Below are 24822 nucleotides of genomic sequence, written 5' to 3'. Positions count from 1 at the left end.
ATGTTTAGGTCCAATAAGAGCGGTGAAAATATTCATCCATTGAGTGAGATGTTTAACCGTCATTATTGGTTGCAAATCGGGTTGATCGCGCTGTCAATTATCATCGGCATTGCATGTAGTGCCTGGGTCATTAAAGGCTCACTGCTCAAAACAGCACTTGAGCAAGAAATGGAACATTATTGGATGCGAGTTGATCGTAATCCGAATGCTGATTTGCCAGATACAAAAAACTTATATGGTTATCGTTGGCAGAGTCAGGATCCACCTTTGGCATTTAAAAATCAGACTTTAAAACAAGGCGTTCATCGCGTCTTCGTCGATGGCAAAGATCGAATGTCTGTTTATGGCGAAAGAAATGGACAACATGTCCTGCTTGTTTTTGGTGAAAGTAATGTCAACAAAATTGTGTGGATGTTTGGCTTAGCCCCCCTGATGTTCAGCTTGATTGTACTGTATAGCATTTTATGGTTTTCAAACCGGAGAGCTAAACGCTATTTTTCACCAATTACACGGCTGGCAAATGCTTTGGATCATATTGATTGGGCCCATCAAAATAAAGAGGCTTCTCCCTTTCAGGGAATCAGCACCAATGGCAATATGGAAGCTGAATATTTAAAGCAAGCATTAGAAAAGTATCATCAGGTTTTAAGTGATTTTATCAATCGAGAGCGTGAATTTACAGGTGATGTAAGTCATGAATTACGCACACCACTGACGATTCTAAAAGGCAATGTACAGCTTTGTCAGGTTAAATACGGGGACGATAAAGCATTGCACCGCATTTCTAACACCATTGAGGATATGCAACTGCTTGTCGAAACCTTATTGGCGATCGCACGCAATACCACCAATACCTTAACTGCTGAACAAACACGATTATCCGCTGTCATTAGTGATTTGCTAAAGGATTTAGAGCCTGTTAGTCAAAGCAAAGGTGTTCAAATTTTTGTTCACTATGATCCACAAGAGTTACCTCGACAGATTTATCCCTCAATGACAAAGATGGTCTTGAGTAACATTCTGCGTAATGCATTAAATTATTCTCAAGGCTCTAATATCCATATCATTCAACGCCAAAACAGTATTGTCATAGCTGACAATGGAATTGGAATTGTAATGCCAAATGATTGTAAAGTTCAGGAGCTAAGTTCACAATTTCAACTTACAGTCAAAGGTCATGGGATTGGTTTACAACTGGTTAGAAAGCTATGCACTCAATTGGGATGGAGAGTTGAGCTATTTGATCGCCAATATTATTTAAGCACTCATCCTCATCTACAATTAGAAAATACAACTGGTTTAATTGTTGTGGTGTATATGAATTAATGTGAATTCAAATCAAATGCCACTTTTAAACCAACACCTGAAATGGTATGGATCAACTTTTCTTGAAAAGGTTTATCTATCATTTTTCTTAAGTTGTAGATATGACTGCGTAATGCATCACTTTCAGGTTCTTCATCGCCCCATAGTTCGATAATAATTTCTTGTTTAGTAATAACCTTGGGAGAATTTCTCATCAAAATTTTAAGTAATTTGAATTGAATGCGTGGGAGTTCAATCGATTGACCTGCACGTGTTACAGTTTGGGTGGAACTGTCTAAGATTAGATCATGAATTTGAATTTTATTTGTTGATACTTCTCCAAGAGAACGTTTGATGAGAGCTCGAATACGCATCACTAACTCATTAAAATCGAAAGGTTTGATTAAATAATCATCGGTACCTGCGGTAAAACCTTTTAGTTTATCATCTAAAGTGTCTCTGGCCGTTAACATGAGAATTGGAATATCCCTACCTTGATCAGTTCTAAGCCATTCACACAAATCATAGCCTGAACCATCGGGTAAATTAATATCGAGTAAAAGTAAATGATAGGGGTTTGTTTTTAAAAAATTGCGTGCAGCATCTAAATTACGGGCATGATCAATGACAAAGCCATGTTGTTCTAGAAATTCACATACGGTGGCGGCCAGCTCGAAGTGATCTTCAACCATAAGAATAAATTGATTGTTCATAATAATTTGATCAAGTTATCGATTTAATAATTGTTGCTTTAATTTAGCATTAAATGGTGAGTCTCCAAACCATATTTTAAAGTATTGATTCGCTTGGGAATCAGTAATTGAACCTAATCGTTTTTGATTCAGAGACAAGCTTAATTGTTTGTTCATCTGGTCATAATTTAAAGTGTAGAGATCGCCCTTTTTAACGGGGTGATATAATTCTGTAATTCTATTTAAAACTGATTCATTCGAAAAATGAGCAATGTTCTTTTTGAGGTAGTAAGTGGCCGCCTTTTTAAATGCCCATTCTGGAATATTTTGGTTATAAGAAAAATCTAATCGAATATTTTGATTTTCCCAGTTCTGACTGCAATTATTGGCATAATAGCTGACTGATCCCACATTTTTTGTTGTGACAATTAAGGGGGCTGTGGTACATAGTTGCGTATTTGCATGGGCTAAGCTTAAAGGTGCCATAAGACATAAGCTGCTGAGTTCAATTTTTGCTAAATAATGAAGCATTTGCCACCTCTACCTTTTATTTTATATATTTTATTCAATAAATTTAACAATCTACAGTTGTTCATCATGGCTATTTGTTTGACTGAACTTTAACTATTTTTTTTCAATGGTAAGATCAAAGAATAAGCATTGCCGACATAGGGCAGTGAACGATATAAACCATTAGCAGGGTCCCAGTAATCTTGCTGAAAAATGATCAAGCCCTCGTCATTTATTTTGATTTGGCTAATTCCATATGAGGACATGGTTTTCATACGGCCCAACATTTTGAAGTCATATACCATATGCCAATGAATATAGGCCGAATCGTGTGTATGTGTTGCACTGATTAATTTTACTGAGACATTGCTGACATGTTCATTCATTCCTTCAAAATGTTTAACCAGCTCTTTTTTAGTAGAAAATTGAGAAAGGGTATCATTGATGTATAAATGATCTGCATAAAGTTGCCCCGCATTTTTGACAAAATCAGCGGTTCCCATTGTATTAAATGCAGCTACAAAGTGCTGACCGACAAGCTGAGCTTGTTCATCATTCAATATAATTCCTGAGATTTGCTTATTTGCCCTATCATAGTCCGCGCTATAGCTTGGTATACTTTTACAAGAAACCAATGAAAATAAGGTCAGTGCAGAGAGAGTCACAGTTCTTAGAAATGTCATATTGTTAAACTCACACTATTTTAAAGTTAGCTTAAAAGGGGCAGCGTGAATATGATGTGAAATGCAATATAGGTGGTTTTAGCTAAAGCTATCTTCCCTAAATTAAATGATGAAAAGAACAAAATAGCTGCGGTTTGATCAGCAGAATTCAATCGATCATATGGCAACAGAGGTCTGTGGTAATACTGGCTGTGTCATGGGACATCGATATGGTTGAATGGTTTTATACAGCAGATTCAAACCTAGAGAAACATTCGTTGCCCTATAAGAAAGTTTCCAGATGATGGTGCAAACCCATGCGATCTTGTGGTTGCATTAATCATGATAAATCAGCCTCGATGCAAACGGTTTCAAGATCTTAGGATCATTGCAGAGAATAAAAAGTCTGCCCGCTAAGAGCAGACTCAGATGTCAGGTTTAAGCGATGACTTTGATTATGTTTGCTTCAGTGTTGTAATCTTTGAGATTGACATGATGTAATTTATGTTTAATCACAAAGCCAAACTCTGGCCAAATGATATGGTTACGTCCTGCATCATCGAGATAGTAGCTTTTACATATATCTGCTCTGACGGGCATCTTAGCTAATCGTTTATCAATGTTTGCATTAAATTGTTTTTGTACCGCTTCTTTCACTTCAATACGATCAAGTCGTCGATCCTGCATGAGCCTAATAGTTTTGGATATATAGATAGATTGTTGCTCCGCTGTCCACATAACGGAACCAACAGTATTCTGCGAATTTGGTCCTAACATCATGAACATATTTGGGAAACCATAAATTGACATGCCCATATAGGCACGTGGTTGACGTTGCCATATGTCACTTAAACTGCGACCATCGGTTCCTTTAATAATCTTATAAATCGCAGGTTAAGCAACAGCATAGCCGGTTCCAAAGATAATGGTATCTACTGCAATTTCTTTACCATCTTCACCGACGACACCATTTTTAGTGATATGCGATAGACCTTGAAAAAGTACAGATACATTGGGTTTCACCAGCGCATCATACCAGTTGTTGGAGAACATCGGACGTTTACAGCCCAGCGTATGTGTCGGTGTAATGGCCCGACGCATTTCAGGATCTTTAATGCTCAGATTGATATTCAGTTTACCTAGTGCATGCAGCTTTTCCATAATCTTGATATTCATGAATACTGGCAGTGACGGTTCTAGACTCCACAAGGCGCCTTCACGAATCATTTTTTCGAGCAAAGGTGCTTTTTTAAAAACCTTTTTCACAATATTGGGAACAGCAAAATCCGGTTTTGGCAGTACCCAAGATGGAGTCCGCTGGAAACTATATAAATGACCGACTTGGGGTTGGATAGCAGGCAAGAATTGGATTGCTGAAGCACCACTCCCAATAACGGCAACACGTTTACCTGTTAAATCATATTCATGGTTCCATTTGCCTGAATGGAACATGGTGCCTTTGAATTGCTCTTGTCCCGGAAAGCTTGGCATTTTGGCTTCGCCAATAAAGCCTGTAGCTGGAACAAAAAATTTTGCACTATAACTTTGACCATCAGCTGTGTTGATCATCCAGCGGTTCAGTGCTTTGTCCCATCGTGCTTCGACCACTTCTGTGCCAAGCTGAATTTGCGGAACAATATCAAACTTATATGCAACATCTTCTAAATATTGGCGAATCTCAGCTTGAGGGGCATAAGTACGTGACCAGTTCGGATTGGGTGCAAAGCTCAGAGAGTACATTTCACTGGGCACATCACAAAACAGGCCAGGATAATCATTCAGTGCCCATGTACCACCAATACGGCTGGCCAAATCCAGAATCACGACATTGTTTATACCTTGTTGCTTTAATTTGATACAGGTACTCAGTCCAGAGGGGCCTGCACCAATAATCAAAACATCAACTGCTTGAGTGGGTTTGGATGATTGCACGATTTTATTCATAGAAAAATCCTGAAATGATATAGAGGGAGTTAAAAAATGGTTCGAGTTAGTGCCTAGACGTGGGACTGTTGAAAATGCTCAATCAGCAACTCTGCAACGCGCTGCGGTTGCTCGGCCTGTAAGAAGTGCCCACAGTTGGGTAAATAAAAGTGATTCAGCCCCTTAGGGAAATATTTGGATTGAGCCAAAGCTTGATGCAGAGGAATACGCATGCAGCCATCATCCAGACCAGCCAAAGCCAATGTTGGAATTTGGACTGGATTGAGTAAATGTTGGTTGGCTTTCAAGTTGGTGGAATGATGAATTGCAAATAAGTTACGGTAGTAGCGTGTGGCTGCCCATGCGATTTGTGGATGGCTAAAAGCCTCCCGTGTGGCTGCAAAATCGGCTTGTGTAAATTGCCATGTGGGTGACCATTTTTTCCAGATTCTCGCAACAAATTCAGCTTGATTTTGCGATAGCAATGTTTGGGCAAACAGTGACTGCATTAGCAGCATATAAGAAGATAAATACAGCTGCTTTGGAAAATATTTTAAATTGCTCAAAATATTCTTTAGGGCTGGAATCGGAGGAACGGCCAGTAAACTTATACTGTACAGCGATGCTGTATATTGGCTGCTATAACTCATGGCGATGGCTGCGCCCCAATCGTGTCCAACCAGATGAAACTGTTGAATATCGAGCATTTTCAACCAAGCTTTCAAGTCAGCTGTCGCGGATGCCAAACCATAATGAGCATCGCTGCTTACCGAATCGAGTGTATACCCCCGCAACCAAGGGATGAAAACTTGATAGCCTGCATTGACCAGAATAGGGTAAACCTTGTCCCAGCAATGCGGTGTATCTGGAAAGCCATGTAGCAACACCACTACAGGATGATCAGGATGACCATACAGATTGGCATGCAAGCTTAATCCGTCACGTTGCAGGATGAGTTGATCACTTTTCATCACGGCCTCAGCGATTCATTTTGGCTGCAAGCGCTTGAGCATAGGCTTCGGCAACTTGCTGGGCAGCAGGAGAATGCGCGATATAAGCCAGCGCTTTTTTCACATCACCATCATGTTCAGGATGATAGTTAAATTTACTCCAACCTTTAAGTGCAGTCAGAATCATCACCAGATCGGGGAGGCTTTTTTTCTGCTTGGCGGTTTGCTGAAATTCCCAAATCAAAGCCAATGGATTCTTGCGGGAGATTCGTTTTGCTTCAGGGGTGTTGTCCAACTTACACAGATAAACAGATGCACCTAACCAGAATCCGACCATGGCAATAAAGGCGAAGCCCATACTGAGCTGACGACCTAAATAGCCTTTAACATTATCACCAGCCAGTGCACGATAAGCATCGTAACCCACGGTACGATGTTCAACCTCTTCAGCACCGTGCCAGCGGACGATATCCAGCATCGCTGGGTCCGCACGTTCCAGACCTTCGGCATCGAGCACCCAAGTACCAAAGAAACAGAAATAATGCTCTAGGCTTGCAATGATGCCCATACGAAAGGCCAGCCATTGTTTGGAATAGCGTTTAAAAGGTCCATAAATTCCAAACGGGGTATCCCCCATAAAACCATCTTTAAACATCCAGTCTAAAAAATGTCTGAAAGGGGTGGGATCTATACCGTGGGTCTGGAAATAGATTTCAGCCCCCTTATGTGCATTGGCATGGGCTGCTTCCTGAGCAATAAATCCACGGATATCGGCTTTCAGATTTTTGTCATGCACATAAGGTAAGGTTTTATTGGCAAGGCGACAAAACCAATGTTCAACAGCAGGTAACAACACATGCATACTGTTCAGTACATGAGTCGCCAATACATCATTGGGAACCCAATGCCGAGGAGTTTGGGAAAAATCAAAATGGACTTTACGGGCAATAATCTGGTGATCCATAAACTTAGTCATCATTCGACTCCTATCTATTTGACTCAGATTGAAATTGCTTCAATTTTTTTGATCAGACTGCGGGACTGGATATAACCATGTGCTGCAAACCATTGCAGTGAATCTCGGACCGCAATCTCGACCGGAGTTTGTGGTAAACCCAATTCCTTTATCGCTTTGGTACAATTAAAAGAAGTACCTAATTGCCCAATTTTTGCGGCTGCTGGAGTGACTAGAGGTGCTTGGTGAGTAATATGTTCAGTTATCCATAACGCAGCATGTCCTGCCAGTTGGGAAGAAATACCTTCAACCAGATTGGGAATGGTCATTACAGGTCGCCAGATGCCTAATAAATGATGAACAGTTTTTGCCAGGCTTAGACCATCAAGATCTTTATTTCCCAGAATATAGGTTTCACCGGCTATGCCTTTTTGTGCAGCCAGCACATGGCCTTTGGCAACATCTCGGACATCAATCATATTGTTGATCGCAGCTGGAACAGCAAGGGCAGGCATCTGGGCAATCGTCAGCAGCAATTTTCCTGTCGGGATTGGTGCGATATCCTGGGGACCAATAGGGCCTGTTGGACAAACGATCACCACATCTAGACCGCCTGCTGCAAACTGTAAAGCAATTTGGTGTGCTTCAAATTTGGTCAGCACATAAGCGTCACCTGTTGCGCCTAAAGCAAAAGGACTTTGTTCTGTGGCCTGAATACCTTTGGGCTGTCCTGCAAAGCATGCACCTGTGCTGGTATAGACCACCCGTTTAATCCCAGCTTTTTTTGCAGCATTGAGAACAATACGCGTGCCATCAACATTGACCTTGCGCATCAGTTCAGGTTGAGGAAGCCATAAGGCGTAGATGGCAGCAGTGTGGAAAACCAAATCGCAACCTGCAACGGCCTGATCCATTTTTGTAGGATCAGTAATATCCCCTGCAAGCAGTTCAACATCTAAACCTTCAAGATTGGTGAGTTTTTCCTGAGGCAAATGTAAGACCCGAACTTCATAATTTTCATTCAGTAGCGTACGTACGATATGTGAACCAATAAAACCCGCACCACCTGTAACCAGAGCTTTCATATCTCATCAACTTCCTTCAATGTTTATCCGGTATTAAGCTGGATAAAAATGCGACAATTTTGTTGTTGCTACTATGCCGAATCGCATCTATATGTCATAGTTCATGAAATGACAGTTTTGACCATTTCACGACATTCTGTATAAAACATGGATGAGATAGCGACAGTGAATCCGTCTTTACCCGGAACTTATGTCAGCCTGATGGCTGATGTGGTACAAAAATTAAATATTCCTGCCGAGAAATTACTGGAAGGAAGTGGCATTGGCGTTGAACAGCTTTCACAGCCGTTTTGGTATTTAGACTTTGATATTTTCAATCAATTGCTGAATCGAGCGGTTGAACTGACGCATGAACCTGCATTGGGGGTCTATCTTGGCTTACAAATGACGGTGTCATGTCATGGTTCAGTTGGTCTGGCCGCAATGGTTTCACACAATCTGGGGGAAGCACTGAATGTCATGGAACAATTTATTGGCCTACGTTGTCCCGCATTAAAACCACGTCTAGAAATTGAAGATGGTTTTGCCTCACTTTATTTAGACCAGCCGATGACCAACTTTAAGATGGGGATGGTCGGAATGACATTCCTGATGGTTGGCTTTGCTCAAATGTCGAATGCCATCACAGGAAATAAACTAGAAATTAAGGCTGAACTGAATTATTCCGAACCCGTATTTTTAGCACAAGTCCAAGAATTATTACCTTGCGAAATCAGTTTTAACCAGCAGAACAACCGCCTCATTTTTCCTGAAAGTTATTTGGCACTTCCATTGATTATGGCTGATCCACTCGCAGCCAGATTGGCCCGAGAACAATGCAAACATGATTTAAATAAGTTGGCGGCAAAACGTGGAGAGAAACGTCCGTTAACAGCTTTGGTGCGTGAACTGCTTTTTGACGAGGTTGAAGGTTTTTTCAAAATGAAAGAGGTTGCAGATAAGTTACATTTGACTGAACGAACTTTACAACGCCAATTGGCAAAAGAGGGAGCTACTTTTCAGTTTCTCATGGATCAAGTCAGAGAGCGTTATGCAAAAAAGCTGCTGAATCATCATGAATATAGTATTTCTTATATTTCAGAAAAATTAGGTTATTCCGATGTCACACATTTTACCCGTGCATTCAAGCGCTGGGCCAATCAGACTCCAAAACAATATCGTAATTTACGAGAAAATTTAATGGATAAACAATTTAGAACTTTTTAGATTGGTGTCTTTTTGACAATCGCTAATCAAGGGTTATGAAAAAATTATATATTGAATTGAACGCTTATTTGAGCTGAGTTTCCATATAAGGCAAGGGGACGTTATTCCCCATCCTCACCCGATACATAAACAGGTGACATCTGTCTCGCATCAAGAGGCTGCTTGCAGCAATCACAGGTCAGGCTTGGGCTGGTCAAATGCCCACAGTTTTTATGCAGATAACGTAACTCAGGAAATTGCTTATTTTCATTCTGCCAGATATTGCCCCATGTACTCATGGTGACAATAATCGGGTACAGCGCTAAACCTTTTTCCGTCAGCTTATATTCATAACGTTTTGGTGCTTCATGATACAGCACCTTTTCAAAAATCTTGTGTTGCACCAAACGGTTAATTCGCTCGGTCAGCAGATGACGGGTGATCCCGAGTTGCTTTTGAAAATCATCAAAACGACGGGTTTTCATAAAAGCATTACGAATAATCAGCAGAGTCCAACGGTCGCCAAAAATTGACAAAGTCCGTGCAATTGGACAATTCATTTCACCGAGTTCATGCCATTTCATCGCAATACCATCTATATGTCTTTACAGGAAGCAGGCTGTCATTTTAGGACAACTTGAATCATTAAGATATCCGCTTTATTGACAACTTACCATGCCAGCTATATTTTTCAAATTAGTTCTTTTTTGGAACTTATTATTTTGAGATCTATTCTTGAGGTGAGTTATGTCTGCGTCAGCGTTAAAAGAAAAATCAAAGCAAAAGATATCTGCATCATTTCCAGTCCGCCGAATGAATTATGAATTTCAGAGTATACCCAAATACTGGTGTAATAATGAACCAAGCTTTACCCATTATTTCACAGGTCTTTCCACCTTATTTCCAGAAGGAGAGTCTTACTTTGTTCGTTCAGTCAGAGCTTTACGGAACCAAGTCAAAAGCAACCCACAACTGGATCGTGATATTGGCGCATTTATTGGTCAGGAAGCCATGCATTCCAAAGAACACCATGCTTTTCATATCAGTGCACAACAATATGGGCTAGACCCTGAGTCACTGGAAAAAGTAACAGGTATCATCCTCAAAGCCATTGAACGTACTTTTTCGAAAAAGTGGAATTTATTGGTCACAGTGGGATTGGAGCATTACACCGCAGTACTGGTGGTGGAGATGATGAAGAACGTTAATGAATTAATGACCGATACCACCATTCGCAATTTATGGTTGTGGCACAGCGTAGAAGAAACCGAACACAAAGCGGTTGCCTATGACATGTATGAATATCTTTATGGCAAAGGTTTGGATGCTTATATCCCACGCATAGCGATTTTTAGTTTGAGCTTGCTACTCATCACAAGCTTCTCGAATGCCTACCAAGTGGTGTTGATGTCCAGAGACACGCAATTACTGAATTTAAAATCTTGGGCTAAATTTGCAGGTTTCACCGTGCAGACTTATCGAAAACTAGTACCACAATTTTTCTCTTATTATCGTCGTGACTTCCATCCCAATGATACCGATGAATCTGACATCGTGGCAAAAACCAAAATCAAAATTGGTCTGTCTGCTGAGCAGTCGACTTTTATGCATTAATAAATTGTAGAGAAAATCATCTGCATGAATGCATCGCTAAAGTCACAAATATCTGTAAGATAAGTTGAGTGAATATTAAGCTGCTCGCTTATCACCGAGAGAATTCAATAAAAAATGGATAAATAACAATGAGTAAAGTGGTCTTACATCAATGGGAAATTTCACCGTTCTGCAAGAAAGTTGCGCGGATGTTACAGTTTAAAGGCATTGCATTTGAAACCGTGAATTATAACGGCGTATTGGGGGCCAAAGTCCCAGGACTCAGCAAAGTCGGTAAAGTCCCTGTGCTGGATATCAACGGACAACGGATTCAGGACAGTACCCGCATTGCCCGTTATCTGGATGAAGCATATCCAGATTTGCCACGGTTATATCCTGTGGAGCCACTACAAAAAGCTTATGTTGAATTGTGGGAAGACTGGTCGGACGAATTGTTATATTTCTATGAAGTGTATTTTCGGGTCAGCGATGCCGATGCCCTGAATCATGCGGTCGCGATAAGTGCGGAAGGTCGTCCCAAGCATGAGGTTGTACTGATGAAACCGTTGCTCAAAGCTGCGTTGAATCTGCAAGTGAAGATGCAAGGCACAGGACGAATGGCGAAGGCCGATATCGAGGCAGAATTTACTCGGCATTTAGAGCGGATCGAGTTGGTATTGGGCCAAACCGGCTGGCTCGTCGGTGAGAGCAAAACCATTGCCGATATTGCAGTCGGTTCTCAGCTGTTAGAAGTGATACGCACCAGTAAAATCTGGGGACCAAAAATTAACAGTTATCCGCATATTCAGCATTGGATACAACAATTATGAATCGCTCGAAGCAAGAGATAACGCAGCCAACCTCGATTGTTGCGGTGGTTGGCGTAGGGACCGAGCAAGGCATTGGTGCAGCAGTCTGTCGCCGTTTTGCTCAAGAAAAATTCAAAGTCTATGTGGTGGGGCGAACGCTCAATAAAGTTGAAAAGGTCGCCGCAACAATCAATCGGCAAGGTGGGCAGGCTATTGCTTATGCACTGGATGCTGAAAATGAGCAGCAGGTGCGGACCTTATTTGATCATTTGAACAGTCAGCCGGAAGCATTGGCCGCGGTGATACATAATGTGGGCGGTAATATTCCTTCGATCTTTTTGCAAAGCAGTCTGAAGTTTTTTAGCCAAATGTGGCGTTCCACCTTTTTATCCGCAGTGTTGGTGGCGCAGCGTAGTCTTCCCATTTTTCAAAAACAGCAGCAGGGCACATTGATTTTTACCGGTGCCAGTGCCTCATTGCGTGGGAAACCGTTTTTTGCAGCATTTACCATGGGTAAGTCTGCGCTGAGAAGCTATGCCTTAAATTTGGCAGCGTTGTATCGCCCGCAAAATATCCATGTGGCACATGTGGTGGTCGATGGTATGGTCGATGGAGATCGTGTCAATAAAGCCTTATGGGGCTTGGGGCGGCTGGCGCGATTAACCCGCGGTACAGGTGGTTTAAATATTGAGGCAATTGCTGAAAATTATTGGATGCTCTATCAACAAAATGTTGATTTATGGACGCATGAGTTGGATCTACGTCCTTATCAGGAGAAATTCTAAGATGAGTAAGTTGTTACTACAATGGTTTAAATCCAAACCAAAAACACAAGGCTGTATTGTGATCGTGGGCAATCATGTTCAGCAATTGAGTCAACTTTTTGCTGAGCAAATTCAGTACGATGCCATGCCTGTATATCAACTCCAGCACGATCTGATACAAACCCAGCCACAGCTTGAGGCTCAAGCGGAGGGGTTGATCAGTGTTCGACTAAATCTGCTTGATGCTGCTGCGCTAAAAAGTGTTATACAGCAGATTCAGAAAGCTGGGCATTTTATCGATTTATGCATTTTTCAGCCTGACTTTGTGCTGTCTGAAAATAGTCATCCTTTGTCTGCTGAACAGCTTGAGAACTATTGGCAAAATACAGGCTTAACCGCGGTGAGTATTGCCCAAGCTGTGATTCGACACATGCTGTCCAAACAGCAAGGCAGCTTGATTTTTTTAGGGACTCAGCAGCCCGTCGAATCGGAGCAGGATTTATTCAGCCAAAGCCTCTCTGCCAGTATTCGTGCTTTAGCACAATCCTTGGCACGAGAGTTCCATCCTAAGGGAATTCACGTGGTCTATTGTGCGCTGGCACATTGGCAAAGTACTAACTATGCATTGATGCAATCGCTACAACAGACCTGTTGGCATCTGTATCAACAACCCAAATCGACATGGAGTCAGGAGTTACGCTTAGGATTATAAAATCACGTTTATTCAAGCTTTGGGCTGAAATGCAGTATAGAGCAGGTTGATGATGTTTGAAATTTCAGTTTCATTGATGGCGGCATAGCCAAAACGGATATGAAAATGCTGATTTGATGCTTGGCTTTCAGCTGCAAAATGTGCTTCAGCATCAATATGCAACTGATTCAGAAGCTCATTATATTCAGCGCGATAGGGGAATTTGAATTTGACCCATAGCGCCATCCCACCCAACGGTGGGTTAATCTCTACCTGATTGTTAAATACCGCTTGGAAGCGATTCACTGCAAAATCACGCCGTTGTTGATAAATCTTGCGCATCTTGCGGATATGGCGCTTAATTTCTCCCTGTTGCATTAGTTCTGCCATCGCCAATTCAGTGATGATATTGCCTTGTTTATCAATCAACAGAATCTCCTGATTCATGGCGTGGATGATGTCTCGATTAGCGACCACATAGCCAATCCTTAAACTCGGCGCAAACACTTTGGACAGTGAACCAATATGAATGACTTTTTCTGAATGTGGCAAACTGATCAGTGGTGGAATCGGACGGCTGTCATAATGAAATTCGTGATCGTAGTCATCTTCAATAATATAAAAATCAAAGCTTTTGGAGAGTTCTAATAATTTTAAGCGCCGATCCATCGCCATGGTCACAGTGGTAGGATATTGATGATGCGGGGTGGTATAGATTGCAGCCACAGCATGTTTTTCTAGTAGTTGTTCAAGATGTTCAATATCAAGACCGTATTGATCCAGTCGACCCCGAACGATGTGATAATGATGCGATAAAAAAGTTTCAATCGCCGGTGGATAAGACCATTGTTCCACCACAATCACCTTGCGTGGTGAGGGGTATTTGGCCAAGACACGAGCCGCTAAAAAAATCCCCATTTGGCTGCCGCGAACCACACCAATATTGTCGATTGTGGTTTTAATAAAGCGTTCCATCGACAGCATTTGCTGCAATGCCTGACGTAACTCAATACTGCCTTGTGGGTCGCCATAGCCCATGATTTGAGAACGGGTCACTTGAATCAAGGCATGTCGATAGGCTCGTGAAAATAATTCATAAGGAATCAGACGCGTATCTGGAATGCCATCATTTTTAACTGCTGTTGGGCGAGTTGTACTCGGTGACGGATTGAGTGCTAGTGCAGCATTGCTCTTTTTATGTTTTAACTCAGGCAAATTCTCTGCCACAAAGGTGCCTTGTCTTGGCTTGGAGATCAGCCAACCTTGTGCTTCTAAATCTTCATAAACCGACTGTACGGTTTTACGATTAATCTTTAATTCATCCGCCAGCGAGCGTGAGACAGACAGACGTGAACCTGAGCTGAGCCGTCCAGACAGAATCTCTTCAATAATCTGATTGGCCAACTTGAGAAAGATGGTTTTTTCTTCTCGATCTTCAAGATGAAGACGAATCTTCCATGGCTGCTGCATGCTGATCTGGACCATATAAGTTTTAAAAACTGGATATTTTAACCCATCCACTGACTTCGTATTCTGCATCTGTCCCATCCACAAATCAACCGTAGCGAGGTGGTGTTATGCAAACCGCATTACTCAGCAAACAGCAATTGATGCAAACTGCACAGCAGAATATGAATATGATCCAAGAGATCAATTATAGTGACCGACAGAAGTTGGCTTTAACTTGTCGTATTTTATTTGATCATGGCCATGATGCAGGCTTGGCGGGGCAAATTACCTGTCGTGCCGAACAAGAAAATACCTTTATTACACAACGTTTTGGTCTGGGCTTTGACGAAATTACCGCAGCCAATTTATTGGTGGTCGATCAAGACCTCAAACCTTTAGATCAGCACGGCATGGCCAACCCAGCCAACCGTTTTCATACTTGGATTTATCAGCAGCATCCAGAAGTGAATTGCATTATCCATACTCATCCTACTCATATTGCAGCCTTATCGATGCTACGTGTGCCACTGACCATTTCGCAAATGGATACCTGTGCTCTGTATGAAGATTGCTCTTTTGTCGATGAATGGCCGGGGGTGCCTGTCGGCAATGAAGAAGGCATTTTTATTTCTGAGGCTTTGGGAAAAAATCGAGCAGTATTGTTGTCTCATCATGGTCAATTGGTGGCCGGCAAGAGCATTGAAGAAGCCTGTAATTTAGCCCTGCTGATTGAACGTGCTGCACGTTTGCAACTATTAGCGATGTCAGCAGGTCAAATCCAGCCGATTCCACATGAACTGGCAAAAGAAGCCCATGACTGGTTGTCTACCGATAAGCGCAACAAAGTCAATTTTGCCTACTACGCACGTAAGGCGTTGAAAAACCATCAAGATTGTATCAAGGAGTAAAGCACATGAAAATTGAAGGCATTATTGCTTATCCCATCACGCCATTTAAAGCGGACGGGCAACAACTTGATCTTGAGGCCTTAACGATCAGTCTAAATGCATTGCTTGAATCACACTGTGATGCGATTGCACCTTTAGGTAGTGCAGGAGAAAGTGCTTATTTGTCTTGGCAGGAATGGCAGCAGGTGGCACAAACCACCATTGAGGTGGTGAATCAACGTGTTCCGGTGATTGTTGGAATTTCTGAACTGACCACCGCGATGGCGATTCAAAAAGCCAAGAAAGCGGAAGAATTGGGTGCAGATGTGATTATGGTGATCCCAGTGTCTTACTGGAAACTCACTGATCAGGAAATTTATGATTATTATCAGCAGATTGCAGCATCTGTAAAGTTGCCGATTATGGTCTATAACAATCCAGCCACCAGTGGGATTGATATGTCACCTGAGTTGATCGTAAAAATGTTTAACCAGATCGACAATATTTGCATGGTCAAAGACAGCACTGGTGATATTCAGCGCATGCATAAATTTCATGCCTTGAGCCAAGGAAAGTTGCCATTTTATAATGGTTCTAATCCATTGGCGCTAGAAGCCTTTTGTGCTGGGGCGACAGGATGGTGTACGGCAGCACCCAATTTGCTCGGTGACTTGCCAAAGCAATTATATCAAGCGATTCAACAAGGTGATCTGTCCAAAGCGCAAGCGATATTTTATCAGCAATTACCTGTGCTGAGCTTTATTGTCAAAGGGGGCTTACCGAAAACAGTGAAATCAGGACTCAATCTATTGGGCTTCTCGGTTGGTTCGCCAAGATTGCCCTTGCAAAGTGCAACAGGGGCTGAAATTGAGCAATTAAAAGGCTTGATACATGCTGCGCTAAACTAGTCATTCAGTCAGGTTGAGCTTTATCGACCTGACTTCACTTGTTGCTCTCAATTCGGTTTTGAGGAAAATGGCTGCTAATCGTAATACCGATTAAACCACCAATCACCAAAATATGTTCAAGTGCAAAATACAGCGTGATCTTTGCCTGTATTGTCTGAAATCCTGCATCGTTATCAAGCATTTTGCTAAGCCATAAGCGATAAAATAACAGTGCCATACAATACCGACTCATGCGCATAACCATTGGCTTTCGAAACTTGATTTAATGAAGTATGGCATAGGCGTATTTGCTGAGTAGATTCAGATGGACTGCTGAACAACATTAAGAATGAATTGTTTAATTGCATTTGGTAATGCAGTGCCAAACCGCATAAAACCCAAATAATAATGGGGCTAATAGAGTGTATTGAAAAATTAAAGCGCGCAATAAGACATGCCCAAAACCAGCTTGAACAAAATTTATTTTTTTGTTTTTATTTGAAATATGAAGATCATGCCTTATTTTTACAGCATGATATTCGGGATAAAATTGACAACTCAGTTTGCCCTGAACTATAAAATCTAAAGTAATCTTGACATATTCAATCATGACACTCGAACGAAAAATTGATATCAATCGAATGCTGACCGTCGGAGAAGTGGCAAAACGAAGTGGTGTCGCCGTTTCCACCTTACATTTTTATGAGTCCAAAGGACTGATTAAAAGTATTCGCACCAATGGCAATCAACGTCGTTTTCCTTTGACTGTGCTGCGCTATATCGGAATTATTAAAGTCGCGCAAAAAGTTGGCATTTCATTGGAGGAGATTAAAAAAGCGTTGAGTGTCTACCCGATAGGCAGCAAGTTAACCGCTGAGCAGTGGGCCGAATTATCGACCTGTTGGCGTAAGGACTTGGATGAGCGAATCCAAAAGCTGACTCGTTTAAGAGATGAAATGGACTGGTGTATTGGCTGTGGTTGTTTGTCTCTGGAGCAATGCCGTTTACGTAATCCCGAAGATATTCTGGCAGAAGAGGGTTCGGGTCCTCGCATTTTAGAGCGGGAACGAGATTGATTATTGGTCTAAATTGGATAGCACTTAAATACATCACTGGATTTAATAGGATTAGATGAAATAAATCCGATAAGAAATGTGACGTAAATTGTCATAAAAAGACGGTTCTGTATGGACAGTAACACGATATTCTGAGTAAAATGCGCTAAATTTAAGTAGATAATCTATAAAAAGATGGCGAATAATATCTTTCAAGCTCTAGAAAGTTTGGGCCTGACAGCACAAAAACGTGCGATTCACGCCCAGTTTTCCAACACATCTTTAAATAACCAAGTTTTCTTACAACGTATTGATGGTCTGCATCAGCTCAATCATGGGATTGATCTACAATTACTCTGTCTTTCGACCAATGCGGTCATTCCTTTAAAAAGCTTTGTTGGCAGTCAGGTGGCCATTGATATCGTGACCGATAAGGCAGAACTGACGCGTATCTCTGGGATTATTACCCAAGCCGATATTGGCGCCAGTGATGGTTCGCTGACCATTTATCGTTTAGGCGTACAAGATCCAACTGCATTATGGAAGCACCGTCGTAACAGCCGTGTTTTTATGGCGAAATCTGTTGTGGACGTTGTGCAGACCATTTTTTCTGAATGGCAGCAACGGAGTCCCTTATTTGCTTCCAGTCTGACTCTCGATAAAAGTGGACTTACTCGGGACTACGATGTCAGGCCGTTCATCATGCAACATAATGAACGGGATTTTGACTTTATTCAAAGGCTTTTGGCTTCGGAAGGCATTAGCACTTTAATTGATGAAGCACAGCTGAAAGTATCCAGTTCAAGTGAACAGATTCAGCCGCAGAAACTCAGACTCATTGATGACAATAATCAATATCAGGCCCTAGAGCGCCGTAATATCCGCTTTCATCGCAGTAGTGCGACTGAAACACAAGATAGCATCACGGCATTTGTGGCACAGCGTTCCCTGCAACCAAGTGCAGTACATGTACAGCGTTGGCAAGCGGATGCTTTAGAGCAAGAAGAAGGGGCTGGCAGTGTTCTGAGTAAACATTATCAGAGCGATCAACACGATAACCAACAGCTTGCTTTAGAACAGGCGTGGCATTTTTCACCTGCCTGGATTCAGGATTTAAAAGGCGAAGATGGCGCGACCAAAGCGGGTAATGCTCAAATTGAAAAACTGAATCAGAACCTGAGCCAATATTATGACTCACAGGCCAAGCAGTTTGTTGCGACATCAACCGTTCGCGATGCCCCAGTGGGTTATTGGTTTGAACTGAATGAACATCCTGAAATTGATCAGCATCAGGGTGCAGACAAAGAGTTTCTGATCAGCTCAAAAACGTTCTATAACCAAAACAACCTGCCTAAAGATTTAACGGATCAAGTCGCAGCGTTACTTCAACAAAGCAATTGGCAAAGCAGCCGTTTTCAGCATGTGGCTTCGGATGAACGCCAAGCTAATCAATTGATATTGCAACGACGCAATATTGGTCTGGTGCCTGAATATAACCCGTTACAACATCGACCTGCGACACATCCACAACGTGCCAAAGTGGTGGGGCCAAGCGGTGACGAAATTTATGTGGATGAATGGGGGCGGATTAAAGTTCGCTTCCTGTTTACCCGAGCAGATGACCACAGTCATGATGGTGGTGCAGGTGCTAATGACAATGATACTGACTCCGCTTGGGTCGATGTATTAACGCCGTGGGCAGGTGAGGGCTACGGAGCACGATTCTTGCCTAGGATTGGTGAAATCGTGGTGATTGATTTCTTTGATGGCGATATTGACCGTCCTTATGTGGTTGGGCGGATTCATGAAGCACAGCGTAGTCCGACTAAGTTTGACCATGCAGGTAAGTTGCCTGATACCAAGAAACTGGCAGGGATCAAATCCAAAGAATATCAAGGGGAAGGCTTTAACCAGTTACGCTTTGATGACACTACGGGGCAGATCAGCGCTCAACTACAAAGCAGTCATGCTGCTAGCCAACTCAATCTCGGTAAACTCAGCCATCCAAAAGATAAAGCTGAAAGTGAAGACCGTGGAGAAGGTTTTGAACTTAGGACTGATCAATGGGGGGCCGTGCGTGCAGGGCAAGGTTTATTGCTCAGTACTCAAAAGCAGGATCAGGCGCAAGGTGAACATCTCGATGCAGAACCTGCCAAGCAACAGCTAGAAGGCAATCAGAACAATGCCAAGGCTTTAAGTGAAGTCGCCAAGAATCAACAGACCGATGAAATTGAATCAGTTGAGCAATTAAAACAATTTGCGGAACAGATTGAGGCAAAGATTGCCAAATTTAATAAAGCGTTGTTGTTACTTCATTCGCCTGCAGGCATTGGTTTAAGTAGCAATGAAGACATTCATATTTCCGCAGATGGGCAAATCAATCAGATTGCAGGCGATAGTATTAATTTAAGTACTCAGAAGAATCTGATTGGCCATGCTCAAAACAGAATCAGTCTTTTTGCTGCTCAGAATGGCATCAAGCAAGTGGCTGCCAAAGGCAAGTTTGAATTGCATGCCCAATCAGATGGGATAGACTTGCTTGCCAAGCAAGGGATTCAAATTATTTCGACTGAAGACCGGATTGAAATTATCAGTGCGAAAGAGATTGTGATAACTGGTAAAGACTCTCAATTGAAGCTGAATGGTTCAGGAATTTTTCCGACCACAGGTGGCAAGTTTGAGGTGAAAGCGGGGCAGCATTTGTTTATGGGTGGGGCGAGTGTTTCACCTAATTTGCCAGCATTGCCAGCTCTAAATCTATTGCCGAAAGAACTTGAGTTAAAGTATGTCTACGATGATTTAAAGCCTGTAATTCAAGCACCTTATAAACTAATATTTTCAGATGGTACCTCTCAGGAAGGAATTCTTGATGCAAATGGCTATGCTAAGGTATCTATTCCTGGAGATAAAACACAATCCAAAGTTTATTATGGATTTAGTCTCTTAGAGGCAAAGCCTGATAAAGAGAAAGTAGCTAATCCTTTTAAAGATAGGAAAGTTATGAGTGTCGCAGAAGCAGAACAGCTAATCGAACAATATAATCAACAAGAATTAGCAACCTTATTAGATGAATATTTTCCTGATGAGATTGAAGATATGATCAAAGGAGATGATATCGAATATGATGATCACATTAGCGATTATGAAGAACATTTGATTGCATCAGAAAATAATGCAGAAGATGTACTGGAGGATGATGCAGAAGAAATTCTATTAAGCAGCGAGGATTCAACTTCTGGGTTAGGGCTAGGAGATAAACAATGAATACAGCTGTAGCAAGAACAACATCTCAAACAATGAGAGTCACTCAGAAAGGTGAGGAGTCGGCAGCTCAATGGATTAAAGGGGTACTTGATGGGAGTGGATCAAGCCCAGCACAGATTATTGTTGCTGTTGTGATTGGTTGTATTCCTTTTGTAGGGCAAGGGGTAGACGTTGGGAATGTCATTGTTTCTGTAGTGAAGATAGCTGAAAAACCAGAAGAGAAAGATAACTGGTTTGATTTGGTTTTTAATCTTGTGGCATTTATTCCTGTAGCTGGAGATGGGTTAAAAATTGTCTTTAAGCAATTACGCTCAGGTAAAGCGATGGGGGCTATTTTAGATGCGATTCCAAGTAAAACCATGCGAGGCAATGTTGATAAGTGGTTTAGAAATGTAAACTGGAATACTTATACCAAAGAGCTGCAAACGACTTGTAATAAGATTATTGATGGTTTAACTGATGTTTTTGATAGCTGGTTAACTAGAGCTGTATTAGGGCAAGCTAGACTAAAAACCTTGGTTACTCAGTTGAAGCAAATGAAAAAAGTTGCCAATCAAAAAATTGATATGGTAATGAAAGAATTACAGGCTGCACACCAAAAAGCGTTAGGCACACCTTATCCTAATACAACAGCACGAGCTCCAGTCGTGACGACGAGAGCACCCTCAACACCAGCGGCAAAGACTCCTAGACAACCGAATCAACAACCTGCGCCTCACACACCGCCAAATGGTAGTGTACCTAAAAATACTGGTGGAAATGCGGCGAATGCTGGCACACAAAATAATTCAACCAAAAGAAAGCAAAGAAAGAGAAGACGACGTTCAAATCAAGAGTTAGGCTCTGGTGGTGAACATATAACGGATTACTACTATGTTAAGCGCATGAAAAGTCGAACTAAAATCAATTTTAATGGTGTGCTTTATGAATATCATGATAAAGGTCACAACGGGATTGATCATGTATGGCATAGTGCAAGATTAGGACATAAATACCGAGTAACCGACAGCAAGGCGACCAATGCTTTAAGTCACAGATCATTGATGACCCCAAAAGCTGCAATGATGGCTTTGAGAATGGGCTTAGATGTTTATATGGCTTCAGACGAAGACGATAAAGTAAAGCGTTCCGTGGGTACGACTGTGGGAGATGGCGTGCAAATGTCACATCTCTGGGTTTCTAGTAAAATCGAATCAGCAAGAATTATTCCTGCACATGATAGTTTAATTGAAGCTATTGAAGCTTGGAGACGAGTAGATTTTAAGCCATCAACAGAAAGAGTATTTAAAAATGGTAAAAGACAAACAATGGCTGTCCGTTGTCCTTATGATCGTAGTTTAGTAACTATTACTGGGGACAAGTTTGATCATCATCAAAAATGTAAAGGACTTGATAAACCGAAGTGTACACGTACAGTGACAGCACATGGTATTAAATTGGAATTTGTTTTACCAAATGATATGTTGCCGGAGTAAGAAAGTTGAATAACCAAATAAATGATTTAAATATTAGACTTCCTTCATAAATCATTTTTCAATCAATTTAATTGTTTATCTTTCACCCAATCTAAATTGTATATGCCAGCAAGTAAATTAAACCGCAGGTTTAATCTTTTACGACGATTTCTATATACACAAGATAAAATCTTAAAACATTTCATCCTTCCAAATACATGCTCTACTTGAATTCGTCTACGACCAATCTCTTTATTTAACTTTTTTAATTCAGAATCTAGTTTTTCAGTTTTCTTTGCTTTAGATGGCATGAGGCATCCAAAACCCAATTTCTTTATCCCTAAATAACCCTTATCAACGATAAAAAAGGGCTTAAATTTTAATTTCCTCATGCTTTTTTTAAATATTTTAAAATCATGCATGCTTCCATGACTTCCACATACACTCAGTATTTCACCTGTTATATAGTGCATAGATAGCTGAAATTTAAAGGTATGTCGCTTTTTTTTACCGCTATACCATTTCTTCTGTTTTTTTTGGACGTTGAACTAATATTTCAGTGGCATCAATCACAACAACTTCCCAATCCACTTCATCTCGATTAGGAAGTTGTTTTGGCAAGTTGAATTTTCCAGAACGGATTAAGGTATCTTCAATAACACGTGTGATACGAATTGCACTCGTTTCAGATACACCGTAACTCATACCAAGATGGAAAAATGTTCGATATTCTCTCCAATATTCTATACATAAGAGCAAACGATCTTCCAACGGTAATTTATGCGGTCGTCCTTTACCAATATGACGAGGTAAATGCTTATTTAGCTCGGCCAACATGAGGTTAAATGTAGCCCAACTAACACCGGTAAGCCTACGAAACTTAACGTTTGATAATTTTTGAATATCTTTGAATTTCATCCAAGGATTATCTCTTGAATTAAATAATTTTGCTGATTAATTTAAGATCAAATAAATTGTACGTTTTTTGATTTATGACGGAAGTCTATTGATTGGGAACAGTGGTTTAATCAACAAATACTAAATTATGGAAAATATAGAGATAGTTTCTTACAAGAAGATATGTATCAAAGGCGGTTTGATGCTTTTCTTAATGGTGTTTATTCAGTAACTGACGGTTTTCAAAAATATAAGGCAAATGCTAAATCCAGTAAGATGATGGCTGCTGGGCATCAAAGATTAAAAGATGTTTTAAATTTAATGTCATTACAGTACTCTGCTGGTGGTGATATTGCGTTTATTCAGGAACTTTACCCATATCTTTTAAACTGGACAGAAGAATATGCCGAAATTCATAGTCAATATCATCAAAGCCCTGAGGCAGATGGACGGTATGTTTGGCATATCAGTTTAGGAACAGAAGACTATTGGTATATTGCTTTGCGTCTTATTTGTTTTGGACTGTTGACTGGCTATGCCGATCAGATGGATCGGATTATGCCAATCATTGACTATGTAGAAGCAACACCTGAAGGACAGGAAAAAGATGGATTAATTGAACGTTTAGTTGCTCCTTTTGTTGCAGATCGTGGAACTCCACCAGATGAAGCAAGACGACATTTGCCTTATCGTAAGCTCATTAAAGTGTTTAATGCTTCACCTGAAAAGCGTCCAGCTTTAATGCTGCAATACCTAGAAGATTGGTATGAGGCGAGCAGCCGAGAGCCTTATTATGATCAACATCCTCAACCAGACATAAGATCTGGAAGAAGCTATTATGGCTATTGGTCATGGGAAGCAGCAGCGGTAACGTGGTTGCTGGATATAGATGATACGTCATATTATGAACATCAGTTCTATCCAAAAGATTTGGTTGATTTTGCTCGAACACAGTCAAAAGTAGTTCTAGATGATCAACAACTAGAACGAATGAAGGTTAAGGGCGGAGAAGCCTGTATTAAAACAGGTTATTGGAGAACACCAGCACAACCAGATTCACGACAATACTTTAAACAAGGTGAGATTGTTCCCGCACTTATCGAGCTAGATTGGGGGGAGGTATATTGGTATTGGGATGGTGAAAAATAATTTAATCATTTGAGAAAAGCCATCCTCTTTTGGATGGTTTTTTTACTTTTACCGAATGACATGCTGGAGCGTTAATAAATGTCCATACAAGTAAATGAGCAGACAATAGATTGGCAAAAGTGGTTAAGTTTAGAAATAAAAGACCCAGCTTTATTTAGAGATAATTTGCTTGAACAAAAAATGTATAGCAAAAGATTTGATACATTTGTGAATGGGATATATTCCGTAACGGATGGTTTTAGTAATTATAAAAATGAAAAAAAATATGGTGGCTATATTGTGGCAGGTCATCAGCGTTTAAACGATGTCTTAAATTTAATGTCTTTACAGTATTCGGCAGGCGGAAGTCTTGAGTCTTTAAAAGAAATATATCCATATCTACTTCATTGGACAGAAGAGTACGCAGAAGCAAGCCATTTATATAATTTAAGTCCTGATGCTGATGGACGATTTGTTTGGCATATCAGTTTGGGAACAGAAGACTATTGGTATATTGCTTTACGTCTGATTTGTTTTGGACTGTTGACTGGCAATGCAGATCAGATGGATCGGATTATGCCCATCATTGACTATGTAGAAGCAACACCTGAAGGACAGGAAAAAGATGGATTAATTGAACGTTTAGTTGCTCCTTTTGTTGCAGATCGTGGAACTCC

23 protein-coding genes and 2 pseudogenes are annotated in these 24822 nt (G+C 41.1%); 13 read left to right on the top strand and 12 right to left on the bottom strand.

Annotated elements, in window-relative coordinates:
* Positions 1-1326 (top strand): sensor histidine kinase, encoded by a 1326-nt coding sequence (locus F895_RS15795; protein ID WP_005239049.1) that lies wholly within the window; start codon positions 1-3, stop codon positions 1324-1326.
* On the opposite strand, the gene F895_RS15800 is transcribed toward F895_RS15795, so the two are convergent.
* From F895_RS15800 to F895_RS15835, 7 genes and pseudogenes are all read right to left on the bottom strand, one after another.
* Positions 1323-2018, bottom strand: a complete 696-nt coding sequence (locus tag F895_RS15800) for a response regulator transcription factor (protein WP_005239047.1) — start codon at positions 2016-2018, stop codon at positions 1323-1325. The genes F895_RS15795 and F895_RS15800 overlap by 4 nt on opposite strands.
* Positions 2019-2033: 15 nt before the next feature.
* Positions 2034-2528, bottom strand: a complete 495-nt coding sequence (locus F895_RS15805) for a chalcone isomerase family protein (RefSeq protein ID WP_005239046.1) — start codon at positions 2526-2528, stop codon at positions 2034-2036.
* An 89-nt stretch (positions 2529-2617) separates the two neighbouring features.
* Entirely contained in the window at positions 2618-3190 is a 573-nt protein-coding gene (locus F895_RS15810; protein ID WP_005239045.1) for a nuclear transport factor 2 family protein, read from the bottom strand.
* Positions 3191-3607: 417 nt separating this feature from the next.
* Positions 3608-5113: pseudogene (locus F895_RS15820) on the bottom strand (flavin-containing monooxygenase).
* Between the two features lie 53 nt (positions 5114-5166).
* The gene (locus F895_RS15825) at positions 5167-6063 is read right to left on the bottom strand and encodes an alpha/beta fold hydrolase (RefSeq protein ID WP_005239042.1); all 897 of its coding nucleotides are present in this window, start codon (positions 6061-6063) and stop codon (positions 5167-5169) included.
* Positions 6064-6070: 7 nt separating this feature from the next.
* Positions 6071-7018 (bottom strand): metal-dependent hydrolase, encoded by a 948-nt coding sequence (locus tag F895_RS15830; RefSeq protein WP_005239041.1) that lies wholly within the window; start codon positions 7016-7018, stop codon positions 6071-6073.
* 23 nt (positions 7019-7041) lie between these two features.
* A complete protein-coding gene (locus F895_RS15835) occupies positions 7042-8082 on the bottom strand; it encodes an NAD-dependent epimerase/dehydratase family protein (protein WP_005239040.1) in 1041 nt (346 codons plus the stop codon).
* A 165-nt stretch (positions 8083-8247) separates the two neighbouring features.
* Here F895_RS15835 and F895_RS15840 point away from each other — a divergent pair, with 165 nt between their 5' ends.
* The gene (locus tag F895_RS15840) at positions 8248-9288 is read left to right on the top strand and encodes an AraC family transcriptional regulator (protein ID WP_010589914.1); all 1041 of its coding nucleotides are present in this window, start codon (positions 8248-8250) and stop codon (positions 9286-9288) included.
* A 101-nt stretch (positions 9289-9389) separates the two neighbouring features.
* Here F895_RS15840 and F895_RS15845 read toward each other — a convergent pair whose 3' ends face one another.
* Positions 9390-9851, bottom strand: a complete 462-nt coding sequence (locus F895_RS15845) for a winged helix-turn-helix transcriptional regulator (RefSeq protein ID WP_005239038.1) — start codon at positions 9849-9851, stop codon at positions 9390-9392.
* Positions 9852-10014: 163 nt separating this feature from the next.
* On the opposite strand from F895_RS15845, the gene F895_RS15850 reads away from it, so the two are divergent.
* From F895_RS15850 to F895_RS15865, 4 genes are all read left to right on the top strand, one after another.
* Positions 10015-10881 (top strand): metal-dependent hydrolase, encoded by an 867-nt coding sequence (locus tag F895_RS15850; RefSeq protein ID WP_005239037.1) that lies wholly within the window; start codon positions 10015-10017, stop codon positions 10879-10881.
* Between the two features lie 128 nt (positions 10882-11009).
* Complete coding sequence (locus F895_RS15855; protein WP_005239036.1) at positions 11010-11690, top strand: glutathione S-transferase family protein; 681 nt, start codon at positions 11010-11012, stop codon at positions 11688-11690.
* Positions 11687-12454 carry an SDR family NAD(P)-dependent oxidoreductase gene (locus F895_RS15860; protein WP_005239035.1) on the top strand — a complete coding sequence of 256 codons (768 nt, stop codon included), beginning with the start codon at positions 11687-11689 and terminating at the stop codon, positions 12452-12454. The genes F895_RS15855 and F895_RS15860 overlap by 4 nt, the downstream gene beginning before the upstream one ends.
* 1 nt (position 12455) lies before the next feature.
* Positions 12456-13145, top strand: a complete 690-nt coding sequence (locus F895_RS15865) for an SDR family NAD(P)-dependent oxidoreductase (RefSeq protein ID WP_005239034.1) — start codon at positions 12456-12458, stop codon at positions 13143-13145.
* A 12-nt stretch (positions 13146-13157) separates the two neighbouring features.
* Here the strand turns inward: F895_RS15865 and F895_RS15870 are convergent, their stop codons facing one another.
* On the bottom strand, positions 13158-14663 hold the full coding sequence (locus F895_RS15870; RefSeq protein WP_005239033.1) for a MocR-like pyridoxine biosynthesis transcription factor PdxR: 1506 nt from the start codon (positions 14661-14663) through the stop codon (positions 13158-13160).
* 38 nt (positions 14664-14701) lie between these two features.
* Here F895_RS15870 and F895_RS15875 point away from each other — a divergent pair, with 38 nt between their 5' ends.
* Positions 14702-15481 (top strand): aldolase, encoded by a 780-nt coding sequence (locus F895_RS15875; RefSeq protein WP_005239032.1) that lies wholly within the window; start codon positions 14702-14704, stop codon positions 15479-15481.
* A 5-nt stretch (positions 15482-15486) separates the two neighbouring features.
* Positions 15487-16368 carry a dihydrodipicolinate synthase family protein gene (locus F895_RS15880; protein ID WP_005239031.1) on the top strand — a complete coding sequence of 294 codons (882 nt, stop codon included), beginning with the start codon at positions 15487-15489 and terminating at the stop codon, positions 16366-16368.
* 34 nt (positions 16369-16402) lie between these two features.
* Here F895_RS15880 and F895_RS15885 read toward each other — a convergent pair whose 3' ends face one another.
* The gene (locus F895_RS15885) at positions 16403-16585 is read right to left on the bottom strand and encodes a hypothetical protein (RefSeq protein ID WP_005239030.1); all 183 of its coding nucleotides are present in this window, start codon (positions 16583-16585) and stop codon (positions 16403-16405) included.
* Positions 16586-16955: 370 nt separating this feature from the next.
* Between F895_RS15885 and soxR the strand changes: the two genes are divergently transcribed.
* The 3 genes from soxR (at position 16956) to F895_RS15900 (ending at position 22141) form a co-directional block, all read left to right on the top strand.
* Positions 16956-17423: a redox-sensitive transcriptional activator SoxR gene (soxR, locus tag F895_RS15890; RefSeq protein ID WP_005239029.1), complete on the top strand. Its 468-nt coding sequence runs from the start codon at positions 16956-16958 to the stop codon at positions 17421-17423.
* Positions 17424-17597: 174 nt separating this feature from the next.
* Positions 17598-20666 carry a type VI secretion system Vgr family protein gene (locus F895_RS15895; protein WP_005239028.1) on the top strand — a complete coding sequence of 1023 codons (3069 nt, stop codon included), beginning with the start codon at positions 17598-17600 and terminating at the stop codon, positions 20664-20666.
* Entirely contained in the window at positions 20663-22141 is a 1479-nt protein-coding gene (locus F895_RS15900; protein WP_005239026.1) for a hypothetical protein, read from the top strand. Before F895_RS15895 ends, F895_RS15900 begins: the two co-directional genes overlap by 4 nt.
* Before the next feature lie 62 nt (positions 22142-22203).
* Here F895_RS15900 and F895_RS19310 read toward each other — a convergent pair.
* A pseudogene (locus F895_RS19310) lies at positions 22204-22596 on the bottom strand (transposase family protein); the annotation flags it as partial.
* Between the two features lie 37 nt (positions 22597-22633).
* Positions 22634-23038 (bottom strand): transposase family protein, encoded by a 405-nt coding sequence (locus F895_RS15910; protein WP_000669095.1) that lies wholly within the window; start codon positions 23036-23038, stop codon positions 22634-22636.
* Between the two features lie 117 nt (positions 23039-23155).
* Here F895_RS15910 and F895_RS15915 point away from each other — a divergent pair, with 117 nt between their 5' ends.
* Both F895_RS15915 and F895_RS15920 read left to right on the top strand, forming a co-directional pair.
* Positions 23156-24166 carry a PoNe immunity protein domain-containing protein gene (locus F895_RS15915; protein ID WP_416202037.1) on the top strand — a complete coding sequence of 337 codons (1011 nt, stop codon included), beginning with the start codon at positions 23156-23158 and terminating at the stop codon, positions 24164-24166.
* 78 nt (positions 24167-24244) lie between these two features.
* Positions 24245-24822 (top strand): PoNe immunity protein domain-containing protein (locus F895_RS15920; protein ID WP_005239024.1); only part of this gene is annotated, 578 nt, incomplete at its 3' end.

The sequence above is a fragment of the Acinetobacter sp. CIP 64.2 genome (genome assembly GCF_000369645.1).
Classification (GTDB): domain Bacteria; phylum Pseudomonadota; class Gammaproteobacteria; order Pseudomonadales; family Moraxellaceae; genus Acinetobacter.
This window is presented reverse-complemented; position numbering and strand designations above follow the sequence as displayed.